At 51.5% G+C, this 14577-nt stretch carries 12 protein-coding genes; 9 read left to right on the top strand and 3 right to left on the bottom strand.

The window, feature by feature from the left end; translation table 11 throughout:
• Window positions 1-4 precede the first annotated feature (4 nt).
• On the bottom strand, window positions 5-1372 hold the full coding sequence (ffh, locus tag H8K47_RS07435; RefSeq protein ID WP_186880770.1) for a signal recognition particle protein: 1368 nt from the start codon (window positions 1370-1372) through the stop codon (window positions 5-7).
• A gap of 560 nt (window positions 1373-1932) precedes the next feature.
• Between ffh and H8K47_RS07430 the strand changes: the two genes are divergently transcribed.
• Entirely contained in the window at window positions 1933-3081 is a 1149-nt protein-coding gene (locus H8K47_RS07430; protein WP_230410166.1) for an ABC transporter substrate-binding protein, read from the top strand.
• Here H8K47_RS07430 and H8K47_RS07425 read toward each other — a convergent pair.
• On the bottom strand, window positions 3071-3241 hold the full coding sequence (locus tag H8K47_RS07425; protein ID WP_186880768.1) for a hypothetical protein: 171 nt from the start codon (window positions 3239-3241) through the stop codon (window positions 3071-3073). The two genes, H8K47_RS07430 and H8K47_RS07425, sit on opposite strands and share 11 nt — an antisense overlap.
• Window positions 3242-3266: 25 nt before the next feature.
• Here H8K47_RS07425 and H8K47_RS07420 point away from each other — a divergent pair, with 25 nt between their 5' ends.
• The 5 genes from H8K47_RS07420 (at window position 3267) to H8K47_RS07400 (ending at window position 9155) form a co-directional block, all read left to right on the top strand.
• Window positions 3267-4238: an ABC transporter substrate-binding protein gene (locus H8K47_RS07420; RefSeq protein ID WP_186880767.1), complete on the top strand. Its 972-nt coding sequence runs from the start codon at window positions 3267-3269 to the stop codon at window positions 4236-4238.
• 71 nt (window positions 4239-4309) lie between these two features.
• Complete coding sequence (locus H8K47_RS07415; protein WP_186880766.1) at window positions 4310-5128, top strand: ABC transporter permease; 819 nt, start codon at window positions 4310-4312, stop codon at window positions 5126-5128.
• A gap of 1 nt (window position 5129) precedes the next feature.
• The gene (locus H8K47_RS07410) at window positions 5130-5930 is read left to right on the top strand and encodes an ABC transporter ATP-binding protein (protein WP_186880765.1); all 801 of its coding nucleotides are present in this window, start codon (window positions 5130-5132) and stop codon (window positions 5928-5930) included.
• A gap of 58 nt (window positions 5931-5988) precedes the next feature.
• The gene (locus tag H8K47_RS07405; RefSeq protein WP_186880764.1) at window positions 5989-7806 is read left to right on the top strand and encodes a sensor histidine kinase; all 1818 of its coding nucleotides are present in this window, start codon (window positions 5989-5991) and stop codon (window positions 7804-7806) included.
• 11 nt (window positions 7807-7817) lie between these two features.
• A complete protein-coding gene (locus tag H8K47_RS07400) occupies window positions 7818-9155 on the top strand; it encodes a sigma-54-dependent transcriptional regulator (RefSeq protein WP_329604152.1) in 1338 nt (445 codons plus the stop codon).
• Window positions 9156-9275: 120 nt separating this feature from the next.
• Here H8K47_RS07400 and H8K47_RS07395 read toward each other — a convergent pair whose 3' ends face one another.
• Window positions 9276-11438: a S46 family peptidase gene (locus H8K47_RS07395; protein ID WP_186880763.1), complete on the bottom strand. Its 2163-nt coding sequence runs from the start codon at window positions 11436-11438 to the stop codon at window positions 9276-9278.
• 273 nt (window positions 11439-11711) lie between these two features.
• Here H8K47_RS07395 and H8K47_RS07390 point away from each other — a divergent pair, with 273 nt between their 5' ends.
• The 3 genes from H8K47_RS07390 to H8K47_RS07380 are packed head-to-tail and all read left to right on the top strand — an operon-like array spanning window position 11712 to window position 14571.
• Window positions 11712-12521 carry a cytochrome C assembly family protein gene (locus H8K47_RS07390; protein ID WP_186880878.1) on the top strand — a complete coding sequence of 270 codons (810 nt, stop codon included), beginning with the start codon at window positions 11712-11714 and terminating at the stop codon, window positions 12519-12521.
• Window positions 12518-12787 carry a PP0621 family protein gene (locus tag H8K47_RS07385; protein WP_186880762.1) on the top strand — a complete coding sequence of 90 codons (270 nt, stop codon included), beginning with the start codon at window positions 12518-12520 and terminating at the stop codon, window positions 12785-12787. The genes H8K47_RS07390 and H8K47_RS07385 overlap by 4 nt, the downstream gene beginning before the upstream one ends.
• A gap of 8 nt (window positions 12788-12795) precedes the next feature.
• Entirely contained in the window at window positions 12796-14571 is a 1776-nt protein-coding gene (locus tag H8K47_RS07380; RefSeq protein WP_186880761.1) for a sensor histidine kinase, read from the top strand.
• Window positions 14572-14577 lie beyond the last annotated feature (6 nt).

The raw sequence follows: 14577 nt of genomic DNA, 5'->3' as shown, positions 1-14577 counted from the left end.
CGAATTAACGGCGTCCAGGCATCATTCCCTTCATACTGCGCAGCATTTTCATCATGCCGCCACCACGCAGTTTTTTCATCATGCTCTGCATTTGTTCGAACTGTGCCAGCATGCGGTTTACTTCCTGGATCTGAACACCAGCACCTGCTGCAATACGGCGTTTGCGGGAGGCCTTGATCAATTCCGGCTTGGCACGCTCCATTGGTGTCATGGAATTGATAATACCTTCCATACGGCGTACTGACTTCTCCGCCTGATCCATATTGGCACCGCTGGCGGCTTGTTGTAACTGGGCTGGCAGTTTATCCATCAGATTCGACAGACCACCCATATTGCGCATCTGGGATATTTGCATCTTGAAGTCGTTCATGTCGAACTTGCCGCCATCCTTGATTTTATGTGCAAGGTTTTGCGCAGCGGCGACGTCCATGCCTTTTTGTGCAGATTCGACCAGGGCCAGAATATCACCCATGCCCAGCACACGGTTGGCCATACGGGTTGCATCAAAGGATTCCAGACCATCCAGTTTTTCTGCGACACCCACAAATTTGATCGGCTTGCCAGTGATATGGCGTACGGACAAAGCGGCACCACCGCGCGCATCACCGTCGAGCTTGGTCAGCACCACGCCTGTGAGTGGTAAGGCATCATTAAAGGCCTTGGCCGTATTGACGGCATCCTGCCCCAACATCGCGTCAACGACGAACAGTGTTTCGATGGGACGCACCGCAGCATGTACTTCTGCGATTTCTTTCATCATCGCTTCGTCGATACCCAGACGACCCGCGGTATCAACGATCAGTACGTCGTGATAATGCTTTTTCGCGTAATCCAGTGCGGCCAGTGCGATATCGACTGGTTTTTGGTCGGGTGTGGATGGGAAGAAGTCAGCACCGACTTGCTCAGTCACGGTTTGTAACTGACCGATCGCCGCCGGACGATATACGTCGGCAGATACGGTCAATACTTTTTTCTTCTTTTGTTCGCGCAGATATTTGGCCAGCTTACCGACGGTTGTGGTTTTACCCGCACCTTGCAGACCTGCCATCAGGATAATCGCAGGTGGTTGGCAAGCAAAGCTGAGTTGAGACGCATCTTCGCCCAGATCGGCACCCATCAGAATGGCCAGTTCTTTTTGTACCACACCCACCAGTGCCTGGCCCGGCGTGAGGGAAGAAATCACTTCTTCACCCATGGCTTTTTCTTTAACTCTGGCAATCAGTTCGCGCACTGCAGGCAGCGCCACGTCGGCTTCCAATAATGCCATGCGCACTTCACGCAGCATGTCGGCGGTGTTGGATTCTGTCAGTCGGGCTTCGCCACGCATAGTCTTGACGACTTTGGCGAGGCGTTGGGTGAGATTATCGAGCATAGCGCAGAGTTCAGTTCTTTGAAATAAACACAATTAAGTAAAAAGTACGGGCAAAACACCAGTGTTGACACTGAAGCCGCCAGATCATCCTGCATTTTACCTGATCGCGCTCCGTGTTCCGTGGAAAACCTGAATATGGCATTGTTACTTAGCCGCTTTTCCTATACAGAAGCTGCGATGGCGCAAGCCAGAGTAAAGTGCTGACGGAACAAATTGCTGTCATCAACACTCGAAGTTGCAATGCGGTAATTTTTGTCGGCTAAGCTGTGTCGGTATGGCGCTGGACTTTCCATCTCGCAAGCATAGACGGCATCAGGTTCAGGCTTAGTCAGTCTGGTAAAGCTGAATTGTGCGGAATTTCAGACATTGGTTGTGCAAAATTCTGATTTTTCGGAAAGAAATTGACCAAAGGTATCACTGTTTCGCCTGCAGACTGAGAGGCGGAGGCTGGGGAGGGCATGCATTGATACGGGACGGCATGTTTAGTGCTAATCCAGGAAGCAAACAAAAAGCAGATGCGCAAATGCGTTGTATCTGCATCAGATGATCAAGGAGACATCATGAACGTATTTTCCAGCCGTCGCCGTCAGGTTGCGGGTTTATTAGCGGCTTCAGCGATATTGCTGCCATACAGCGCCCTGGCAGAGGATGGCGTCAGCGACAGCCAGATCCTGTTGGGGCAAACGGTAGGTGTCACAGGCCAGATTGCAGGGCCAGTCAAGGAAATGATGGCCGGTGCCAATGCCTATTTGGCCAAAACCAATGCAGGTGGCGGTGTACATGGCCGTAAGATAGAACTGATTACGCTGGATGATCAGTTCGACCCGGTTTTGGCTGGAAAAAATGCGGAGCAACTGATACGCAAAGAACGCGTGTTTGCACTATTCCAAAGCCGTGGCACGCCGCATACCCAGGCGATCTTGCCCTTGCTGGCTGAGCACAAAATTCCTTTAGTCGCCCCAAGTACCGGGGCAGCGATTTTTCATCAGCCTGTGAACCGCTATCTGTTCAATGTCCGGGCCATGTATCAGACTGAAGTAAAAAAAGCAGTTGAGCACTTTTCCATGACAGGTCTCAAGGAAATAGCTTTGGCTCATGTTGACGACACTTTTGGTAAAGATGGCCTGGCCGGGTTTCAGGAGATCATGCAAAAACAGGGCTTGAAACCCAGTGCTGTTCTGAGCTACGACAGAGCCAAACCGGATGTGCCCAAGGTAATACAGGCTTTGCAAGGGGCGAATGCGAAAGCCCTGGTTGTGATTGGTTCTACCGTGACGACGGCTGAAATTATTAATGGTTTGCGTAAGTCAGGTAATGCCATGCAGATTATGACTTTATCGAATAACGCCTCACAATCCTTCATCGATAGTCTGGGTAATAACGCCCCGGGTATCATGGTGTCGCAAATCATGCCAGCGCCATTTTCGATTACTACTTCCCTGGGCCAAGAGTTTAAACAGGCCGCCAAAGAGTACAAATTGCCGGAATCTTATGCAGCGATGGAGGGCTATGTCTCTGCCAAGTTGATGGTAGAAGGCTTGCGCCGAGCTGGCCGTGGCCTGACCCGTGACGGCTTGGTACGCGCGCTGGAAGGCATCAAAAAGCATGACCTGGGTGGCATCCTGATACAGTACAGTGACAAGGATCATACAGGCAGTGAGTTTGTCGAACTGACCCTGATCGGTCGTGATAAACGCTTTATTCGTTGAGTTCCTGAGGCTGATTTTTCGCACAAACGATAGTGGAAAAATCTGCGTATTCCGATTTGTCATCCGAAAAATAAAGCAGCATGGTAGCCGTTTCCTGAAAAATCAATGACTTAGTAACGATGGTGAAATTGGCACGGTCTTTGCAATAACAGGTACGCATATAGAAAAACATCAAGGAGATCAGTATGTTGAAAAAAGCGATGTATTTGGCAGGTATGTTATCGGTCGCGCTGGCTGGCAGCGCCGCCGCGCAGGAAGTTGTACGTTTGGGTAACCTGAAATTTGCGCATTACGGCGCGGTTTCTTATATCAAGGAAATCGCTCCTAAGTGTGGGCTCAAAGTGGAAGAGCGCGTATTTGCCAAAGGTCTGGACGCGATGCAGGCCGTGATTGCCGGCGAACTGGATGTCGGTGCGGTGTCGTCGGAGGCGGCAATTTCTGGTCGTGCCAGCGGCACACCACTATATCTGGTGGCTGGCTTTGCCAAAGGCGGTGCACGTCTGGTTGGGCGCACTGAGCTGGGTATCAAGACAGTCAAAGACTTGAAAGGCAAAAAAGTCGGTGTTACACGCGGTGGTATACAGGAAATTTTGTTGGCAGCGGAGCTGGCACAAAATGGGCTCAGTTATTCCGATCAGCCTGGCAAAGACGTACAAATTATTTACCTGGGCTTCCCGGATCTGAATCAGGCGCTGCTTGGTAAAAATATCGACGCCATCATGCAGTCTGAGCCTTATTCCTCTCAGGCGATCAATAAGGGTTTTGGAAACGAAATCATCAAGCCTTATGACACACCGATAGGTGAGCCGGTACGTACCATGGTGATGACGGAGAAGTTTTATAAAGAACGCCGTCCGGTCGCAGAAAAATTCATGCGCTGCTTTGTGGAAGCCACTAAGACTTTCATCGACAAACCTGAAATTGCCGAAAAATATGTACGTGAAAGTATGTTCAAAGGCCAGATCACACACGATGACTTCGCGGATGCAATCAGTAATTCGCCTTACAGCTATGACGTAACACCCGAACACATACAGATTACTACCGATCTGATGCAAAAGTACGGCATAGGTAAAATGGCCAAGCCACCGGTGGCCAAAGACTGGGTGAAAACTGACTTGCTGGAGCAGGCAAAGAAATCACTGGGTATCAAATAATCCGTCTTCATACTGAGCAGGTCGGCCAGAAACGAGGCTGACCTGCCGGGAAATTTTTTCAAGGAATGTCTATGAATAGCAAATGGCGTGAAATTGGCGCAGGGTTGATCGTGCCTGTCGTTCTGATCGCACTCTGGCAATGGGTGACCAGCAATGGCTGGGTCAACCCGCAGGTCTTGCCCTCACCGCTGGCAGTTGTCAAAAAATGGATAGAGTATGCGAGTCCGCTGGAAGCCTATGATCCGGCCAGCATGAGCCGCCTGGCCTGGATTTTTTCGGGTGAGCTGATCCGTGACACTTTAGGCAGTATGTATCGCGTCGTGGTGGGTTTTATGATCGGTGCCGGACTGGCCTTGCCACTAGGATTGGCGATGGGCTCCAGTCAGCGTGTGTATGCTTGGATGAATCCGCTGATACAGGTATTGCGCCCGATACCACCGATTGCCTATATCCCGCTCTCTATTTTGTGGTTCGGATTGGGTAATCCACCGGCAGTATTCCTGATTTCTATCGGTGCTTTTTTCCCGGTGCTGATGAATACCATCGCCGGTGTGCGGCATGTGGATGGCATCTACATTCGGGCTGCACGCAATCTGGGCGCCAGCCAGACCACAATGTTCTTACGTGTGATGCTGCCAGCGGCTGTGCCCTATATTCTGTCCGGTGTGCGTATCGGTATCGGTACCGCTTTCATTGTCGTGATCGTATCGGAAATGATCGCAGTCAATAATGGTCTGGGTTTCCGCATATTGGAGGCGCGTGAATACTTTTGGTCAGACAAAATTATTGCCGGCATGTTCAGCATAGGCTTTTTAGGCCTGGCAATCGATCTGGCGATGAATAAACTGAATAACCACTTATTGCGCTGGCACCGTGGATTGGAGAACTGAGATGGCAAACACTGCACAAATTCAAGTTAAAGGCGTCAACAAGATTTTCCGTACCGGCGATAAAGAAGTCGTCGCTTTACGCGATATCCAACTGGAGATTCCGGAAGGGCAGTTCGTCTGCCTGCTGGGGCCTTCCGGCTGTGGTAAATCGACTTTGCTCAATGCGATAGCAGGCTTCTCGTTGCCTAGTTCAGGCGAGTTAATCGCCAATGGAAAAGCCGTGACTCAGCCAGGACCGGATCGCGGTATGGTGTTTCAGGAATATGCGTTGTTCCCTTGGATGACGGTGGAACAAAACATCGCCTTTGGTTTGGAAATTAAAGGCATGTCGAAAGGCGATATCACTGCACGTGTGAGCAAGTTACTGGCAATGCTGGGATTGTCGGATTTCCGTCAGCGTTTCCCTAAGGATCTGTCCGGCGGGATGCGCCAGCGGGTGGCGATTGCACGTGTGCTGGCGCTGGATTCTCCTATTATGCTGATGGATGAACCTTTTGGTGCGCTTGATGCGCTGACCAGACGCAATCTGCAGGATGAGTTATTGCGTATCTGGGCAGAACTGAAAAAGACCATCATCTTCGTGACGCACAGTATAGAAGAAGCGATTTATCTGGCGGACCGGATTATCGTCATGACTTATCGTCCGGGAACCGTGAAAAAAGACTTGCTGATCGAGATGCCGCGTCTGCGTGATCCTTCTTCAGCGGAGTTCAATCAACTCAAGCGCGAGCTGGGGCAGTTGGTGATGGAAGAGCAGCAGCGTCATCACAATGATGAACTAAAAATGGCTGTGGTGGATTAATCTGGCCGGGCAGGGCAAAGTCGGAAATAATGCTGACTTTGCCCCTGCACTACAGAGCATGAATTCCTATAAACGCCAGATTGCTATGCTATTACTTGCCACGCTGGCCGTGGTGAGTGTCTTTGCAACCTATCTGTTTTCCAGCTATCAGGCCAGAAAAGATCTGCGCCAGAGCGGTGAGCGTCAGTTGCAAATGATCGCGCTTGATCTGGAAGCCGTGCTGGAACGGCATGAAACTTTACCCTACACCTTGTCGTATCTGCCGCAGGTCGCACAAGTCTTGGCCGATCCTGCCAATCAGGCCGGCGTACACGCACTGAATCTGGATTTACAGGCGATACAGCAGCAGGCCAAGATTGCCGCCATTTATCTGATGGATGCGCAAGGCAATACCATTGCGGCCAGTAACTGGGATCAGCCGCAAAGTTATATCGGGCAGAATTTCAGCTTTCGCCCCTATTTTCAGGACGTGATGCAAAGACGCAGTGGCGCAGGTCATTTTTACGCGATCGGTAACACCACGAATATTCCTGGCTATTTTATTTCTCAACCCGTGTTTGCCTCACCGGGTCAGCGCGGCAGCAGTGAGCCTGTGGGTGTGCTGGCGGTCAAAATTAGCCTGCACGAATTTGAAAAAGCCTGGCGTAGCAGCGAAGATCCGATCGCGCTCAGCGATCGTCATGGCGTCGTGTTTCTGAGTAACCGCGAAGTCTGGCAGTACCGCAGCCTGCGCCCGCTGGACGCTGAAGTGCAGCGGGATATTCAGGCGACGCTGCAGTATTCGGGAAAAACTATTCACGCGATTTCTGCCTTATCGAAAAAAGAACAGAATGGTTACGGCGAATATCTGACACGCCCGATTGGACGTCTGGGCTGGCAATTGATGTTGTTTCCCGATGAAGCCAAAGTGAATATGGCGGGGCTGGAGAGTGCGGCAGTTGCGCTGCTGTTGCTACTGGTGCTGGCGACTATCGCTGCGGCCTGGGATCAGCGTCAGCAACGTTTGCAGGAGCGGGTTGCGGCTCAGAAGGCTATGCAACAGGCTGCTGCTGAGCTGGAGCAGCGTATCGCCCAGCGTACCCGTGACCTGACTCAGGCGAACGCCGATTGGGAAGCGCAATTCTGCAAATTACAACAAGCCGAACAGGTTTTACGTTCTACCCAAAATGAGATGGTACAGACCGGTAAGCTGGCCATGCTGGGTCAGATGGCAGCCGGGATTACCCATGAACTGAATCAGCCGCTGACGGCGATCCGGGCCTTTGCCGACAACGCGGAGGTCTACCTGCAACGTGGCAAACTCGATCAGGTCAGCGCCAATCTGCATCATATCAGCAGTGCCAGTGAGCGTATGGGTATCATCATCGCTCAGCTGAAAGGCTTTGCCCGCAAGAGCAGTGATCAGCTCAGGGCGGTTGACGTCATCCAGTCGGTTCATGCCGCCATCGCATTATTGCAAAGTGATTTGCACAGACTGGGCATACAGCTGGAATTGCAGCTGACGCAAGCTTTACGCGTCCTTGGGGGCAATATACGTCTGGAGCAAGTCATCGTGAATCTGCTCAGGAATGCGATGGATGCAGTTGAACAGCAGCCGAGCTTGTGGATAGAAATCCGTGTCAGTCAGCAAGGTGAACAAGTGGTGATACAAATTTCAGACAGTGGCGCTGGTTTGCCGGATGCGGTGATCGCACATTTATTTGAACCCTTCTTCACGACCAAGCCCAGTGGTCAGGGACTGGGTTTAGGACTGGCGATTTCTTCATCCATCGTGCAGGCGATGAATGGTACGTTGCAGGCCGAAAACCGCATTGCAGGTGGCGCTTGCTTTACCGTGCGCCTGCCGCTGCTGAACGTGCCAACCGCACAGGCTTGAAAGGACATAAAGTGACATTAGCACGTGTGATATTGATAGAGGATGAGCAGGCGGTCAGGCTGGCGACCACTCAAAGTCTGGAACTGGGTGGCTTTGAAGTCAGCGCCTATGCCGCGCTGGAGCAGGCATTGCCTGATATATATGCTGGTTTTGAAGGCATAGTCGTGAGTGACGTGCGGCTGCCTGGAATGTCCGGGCTGGATGGACTGGAAAAAATCGGCGCATTGGATAAAGATTTACCCGTGATACTGATCACCGGGCATGGCGACGTACGCATGGCGGTATCGGCCATGCGCAGTGGTGCCTATGATTTTATAGAGAAGCCATTTTCCGCCGAGCGCCTGATAGAAACCTGCAGCCGGGCACAGGAAAAGCGCCGTCTGGTGCTGGAAAACCGTCAGTTGCGTCAGACCCTGGCACGCCATCCGGCGACGCCGGAACTGATAGGGCAAAGCGCAGGCATGGAGAAATTGCGACAGTTTATCCGGCATATCGGGCCGACCCAGGCGGATGTCTTGATACATGGTGCCACCGGTACCGGCAAGGAGGTGGTGGCGCGTCAGCTGCATCTGGCCAGTGGCAGGACAGGAGAGTTTGTCGCTATTAATTGCGGTGCCTTGCCAGAGTCGGTATTCGAGAGTGAAATCTTCGGGCACGAAGCCGGTGCCTTTACCGGTGCGCAAAAGCGTCGCATCGGTAAGCTTGAGTATGCGAATGGCGGCACAGTATTTCTGGATGAGATAGAAAGCATGCCGCTGGCTTTGCAAGTCAAGCTGCTGCGTGTATTGCAGGAGCGTAAGCTGGAGCGGCTGGGTGGTAATGCATTGATCGACCTCGATTGCCGCATCATTGCGGCCACTAAGACCGATTTGCTGGCGCTGGCCGCACAGAATCAATTCCGGGAAGATTTGTATTTCCGACTCGCGATAGTCCAGCTTGCCTTGCCGCGTTTGCAGGAAAGACGCGAAGACATTCCTTTATTGCTGGCCCACTTTGTACAAGCATCGGCGCAGCGTTTCTCTCGTCCTTTGCCGGTCTGGACTTCTGCACAGATGCAGACGTGGCAGCAAAAAGAGTGGCCAGGCAATGTCCGGGAATTGCGTAATTTTGCCGATCAGTTGGTGCTGGGTTTAGTCGATCTGCTTGTCAGTGAGCAGCAAAATACGCAGGCCCTGACAATGGATGCTGCACCGGACAGCTTGCCGCGTCAGCTGGAGCTGATGGAAATTTCACTGATTTCCGAGGCGTTGCACAAGCACCAGTGTCAGGTTGCCGCTGCCGCAGAGGCCTTAGGCATTCCAAAAAAGACGCTGTACGACAAACTGAAAAAATATCAAATCGCTTTGTAGTGGCGTAGTGCATTCAGCTGCTTGCTGACGATAGACGATGCACGACTACTTGTATGATGAAGTGAAAAAAGCCCCCGTGTGCAACGGGGGCTTTCAGGATCAGCATGGAACTGGCAGAGATTATTCTGCGCCCATTTCCTTGATCAGTTTGTCTGCTTTATCCACGTGTTTCATTTGCCACAGCATGTAGCGCAGATCGACTTGAATAGAGCGGGTATTGGCTTTGTTGAAGTCCCAGTCAGAGATGATGGAATCCAGCGTGCCATCGAAGGCCAGACCGATAAATTCACCTTTGGCATTCAGCGCTGCGGAGCCTGAGTTACCACCGGTGATGTCGAGCGTCGCCAGATAAGCCAGCGGTACCGCTTTCAGGTGAGGATCAACATATTTACCAAAGTCTTTGGCTTTGATTGCTGCCAGTTGTGCTGCTGGCGCATTGAACTCACCTTTGCCAGTTGCCTTCGGTGGGATACCGTTGACAGTTGTGAATGCAGACCATGCCAAGCCATCGGCGGTGCCGTGATCGCGGCCAGCAACTTTACCGAACGTGACGCGCAGGGTGCTGTTTGCATCCGGATATACAGCCTGGCCTTTGCTGGTCATGTAAGCGATTTTTGCTTTCATGTAGTTAGCATAGGCTTGCTGAATTTTACCGCCCAGTTCTTCATCTTCAGCTTCGCGTTTCATAAAGCCGTCATACATAGCGACTGCAGCTTTGATGAAACTGTCATCGCTGGCTTTGAAGTCTGCCGGTTTTGCCGCCAGCCATGCGCTGCGTGCTGCTTTGTCAGCCAGTTTGCTGCCTGCATAGATCTTATCCAGCAATGCTTTCAGATCTGCTTCTGACATGTTATCGGCGATATCGATCGCTGCATCAAAATCTGCATTGCGTTCCGCTTTAGATTGCGCTGCATATTTTTTCAGGTTATTCAGTACCAGTGCCTTGTCTACGCTTTCCACATAACTGCGTTCCAGGCTTTCCACACCCGCTTTAAAGCGCGGCAGATCACGTTCCTGGAAGCCTGCTTTACGTTCCGCATCCGGTTTGACACGTTCGTTGGCCAGACGGTACAGCGTACGTGCTGTGCCTAACAGGCGTGGGAAGGAGCTGCCCAGATAGAATTCCTGCTTGCTTTGAGCATCGCGTGCTGCGATTAGTTTTTCAACCTGAACCAGATCTTCGCCAAACTGTTTAGCACGTTCCGGATTGCTGTTGACCCAGGCTTTCAGCTCTTCGTGTTCTTTGGTTTTGCGAGCCAGGAAATCGCTGCCAGCGTAGCTGTCGAGCATACCCTGACGGTTTTTGTAGTAATTATTGATGCCGGCAACCTGACTTGCATACTTGAGGCGCGCATCGTCATTACCTGCGGTTTCCTTAGCGATGATCGCCAGTGTTTCACCGGACGATTTCACGAATGCCGGATAGTTCCAGTCAAAGGTGTACGCCACTTCGGATGGCAGACGGTGACGGTTAGTGCGGCCAGGGTAGCCCAGAACCATCACGAAATCGCCTTCTTTCAAGCCATCTTTTGCCAGTTTCAGGAAGTGCTTAGGAACGTAAGGAACGTTATCTTTGCTGTAATCAGCGGCCTTACCATCTTTGCTCACATAGGCGCGGTAGAAGCCGTAGTCGCCGGTGTGACGTGGCCACATCCAGTTATCGGTATCGCCACCGAATTTGCCTACACCTTCAGCCGGTGCATGCACCAGACGCACGTCGCGGATTTCCATCTGTTTGATCATGTAGAACTCGAGTCCACCGTAGTAAGGGTAGACGTTGCAACGATGGCCTTCGTCTTTTTCACAGGCGGAAACCAGTGCTTTGGAATTCTTTTCGATCGCATCGACACGTTTTTTGCCGGTCAGTTTGGCCGTGTCTTTGTCGATGATTTTGTCGGTGACATTATTGACTTCTTTGGTCACGAAGATACGTGAACCTGGCTGAGCCGGCAATTCTTCTTCCAAGGTATTCGCCAGGAAGCCATTGGCCAGCAAATCACGGCCTGGTTTGGAGTTATAAGCGACGCTGCCATACACGCAGTGGTGGTTGGTCGCAACCAAACCCTGAGGTGAGACGAAAGAAGCCGAACAGCCGCCCAGGCTGACGATGGCGCCCATCGGGAACTCAGTCAGTTTGGTCAGGTTTTTCGGATCGAGTTGCAGACCAGCTGCTTTGAGCTGCTTCGCAACTTGCGGCAATTGTTGTGGCATCCACATACCTTCGTCGGCATAAGCGACTGAGGCAGTGCTGAGCACAGCCAGCGTAAGAAGTGTCTTTTTCATCTTTGTATTTATCTGAAAGTGTGAAATAAAATTTCTGTCCCTTGGGGCAATCCGGCATACCGGAAGGCGCGCAGTTTAGTGTGAATTACTGTGAAAAAGTTCAAAAAAGTCTGAAAATGCTGGAAATTTTGCTTGGCATTCCATGGGAGTAGCTTTGAATTTACTTTTTTGATAATTTCTTTTTGTGATGCGCTTGCTTAGGCAAGCTATGCATCGCCTTGTGCTATTGGTGGAAATCAAAAAAAGCAATTGCAGATAGTGTAAACTTAGATGATGCAAATCTATTTACCTATTCTGTCCGCGGCCCTGTATCTGGCTGCGCTCCTGCTGCCATTACGACAAGTGCGCGCTGCTGCAGCGCTGACGGCTGTTGCCTGGCTGGTGCATGCGATCTCTTTGTGTAGTCATGTATTCACGGGTGATGCCTTGCGGGTTGGCTTTGCAGTGATGTTGTCCGCCGCTTTATGGATGACAGTCAGTGCTTATGTGTTGGAGAATCGCAGCTTTGCCTTGGGTGGTTTGAAAATACTCCTGCTGCCGCCAGCTATGCTTGCGGTCAGTCTGACCGCCTTGTTTCCGGGCAGCCTGATTCCGTTGGCCGGAAAAACCCAGATGTTTCCGTGGCATGTAGCCATTGCTTTGCTGGCCTACAGCACGCTGACCATCGCTGCGTTTCATGCTGCGATCATGAGCTTGCAGGATAAGCATTTGCACAAACTTCGTGCGCAGCCTGTCAGCCCATGGCTGAATCAGTTACTGGATCAGTTGCCCGCCTTGCTGACGATGGAAAAAGTCTTGTTCCGCCTGATTACGGTGGGCTTTGTCTTGCTGACGCTGACTGTGTTTTCCGGTATCGTTTTTTCGGAACAGGTATTGGGTATCGCGTTCAAATGGGATCATAAGACCGTCTTATCGTTGTTTTCCTGGGCGTTGTTCGGCACCCTGTTACTGGGGCGTCAATGGCGTGGCTGGCGTGGCAAGACGGTGCTCAGTTTTACACTGTCTGGTTTTTTGGTGTTGTTACTGGCCTATGTAGGCAGTCGTTTTGTGCTTGAAGTGCTATTGCACCGGAGTCTGGTATGAGAATTATTTTGTGGCTGGTGCTGGGTGTGTTGGTGATTCTGGCGTTAAAGAAAAAAGCACGTGACATGCAGTCCCGCACATTTCAGACACCGCCTGAGGCCGAACCATCTTCGTCGCCATCGGCAGCTCCCGGTCATGCGGTAAGAGACGCCGAGGATATGGTCAGTTGCGCACATTGTCAGTTGTATGTGCCGGTTTCTGAAGCAGTGCTGCGTGGTGAACTGCACTTCTGCAGCGCGGCGCACGCTGATTTGCATACGCATTAAACAGCACGATGCCGGCTTCTTTTTCCGGATTATCCAATCCATCGCCTTCGTTCTGGCGCTCGTTGCAGACCTTCAATATCTCGCGCATCATCATCGCGGCTTGCTTATTGCTTTTACTGAATCTGCGCAGTACGAAAGATATTTGGGTTTTCAGTCATCTGCTAGCCAAAGATATTTGTTTTGCCTATCTGTTTGCCAGCATTGGTTTTACGCTGATCCGTTTTTTTCATCAGCGGCACTTTGTTGTTCAGTTGCTGGCGCAGATCGTGGTCGATTTGCTTGTCATTTCCCTCCTCTATCTGGGCTCAGGCGGTGGACGGGGCGGACTGAGCATCCTGTTTATGTTTCCGCTGGCTGGTGTGGCCATCCTGGCACCCCTGATCTGGGCTTTCTTTTTCTGCGCTATTGTCAGTCTGTTTCTGTTGGTGGAAGGGGTATATCGCGCGCTGGAACTGAATGATGGCAATCTGGTGTCACAGGCTGGCTTGTTTGGCGCATCGTATTTTGCGGTGATTTATGTCGTGAGTCGTCTGGCCAGTAATCTGATCCGCCAGGAGCAACTCGCTACCCAGCGTGGCAATGAGTTAGCAATGCAACAGGCGATTAACCGGCTGGTGATCGCTGATATGGGGGATGGCATCCTGGTGCTGGATCATTCTGGCCGCGTGTTTGAAATTAATCCGGCCGCAGAGCGTATGCTGGGCGGTAACCTGACTAAAGAAATGCTGGGCATTAAGCTGGCCAATATTGTCGCCCTCAGGCCGATGGCCGAGACTCTGGCTGATATGCGTCAGCGCAGTATCAGCGGGCCGGGACGGAATCCTGAGGATGATATTTCTTTTGTGTCTATACCCTGTTATCTGGATGAGGGGCGTGCTGGCTTGAAGTCGGGCTTTGAGGTCAGCAGTTTCGGATTGCGTGCGGAACGTCCTCATTTTGTCACGCATCTGAAGTTGCGTTTTATTCTGGTCGAGGATAGCCATCTCTTGCCTTTGTCTGCACAGCAGGCGCTGGACCGACGCTATACCATCGTCTTCATGCAGGATGTCTCTGACATAGAAAATCAGGCTCAGCAACTGAAGCTGGCGTCGATGGGACGTTTAACCGCCAGTATTGCGCATGAAGTCAGGAATCCCTTGTCGTCCATTTCGTATGCAGCTTCGTTACTCAATGAGGATTTAAGCCAGTTGCAGCCTGAAAATCCACAGGCAAGGCGTCTGCTGCGTATCGTCGATGATAATGTCGCCCGTCTGAATCAGTTGATTGAAGATATACTCAAGTTGTCGCGTAAAGCAAGAACCGATGTCGAAGCCTATCCGCTGATGCGGGTGGTACGTGAGTGTGTGCAGGATTTCAGTGAGACCCGCAGCATAGCTCCCGGGCTCATACTGATCAGCGATGAGGTGGATTTTCAAGTCACTTTTGATCCCGGACATTTGTTTGAAGTATTGACCAACTTACTGTCGAACGCGGTACGCTATGCCAGTGGTCAGCCTGGAAGTATCCAGCTGCATGCCATGACCAGCCCGAATGGCAGACAGGAATTGCATATCCAGGATGATGGCCCGGCGATCAGCTACGACGTGAGGGCGCATCTGTTTGAACCGTTTTACACAACCTCGCGTATGGGCACCGGTCTGGGGCTGTATATGGCGCGTGAACTGTGTCTGAATAACCGTTCTTTACTCGATTATGAATACCGCGTTGATGATAGCCAGGATGACTCGGCTGAGCCTAGCGGTCGTTTTGTGATTAATTTCTCAGGATTGACGGTGTCATCGTGAACCACA

It is taken from the genome of Cognatundibacterium rugosum (genome assembly GCF_014284365.1).
In the GTDB taxonomy this organism is placed as follows: Bacteria; Pseudomonadota; Gammaproteobacteria; order Burkholderiales; family Burkholderiaceae_D; genus Undibacterium; species Undibacterium rugosum.
This window is presented reverse-complemented; position numbering and strand designations above follow the sequence as displayed.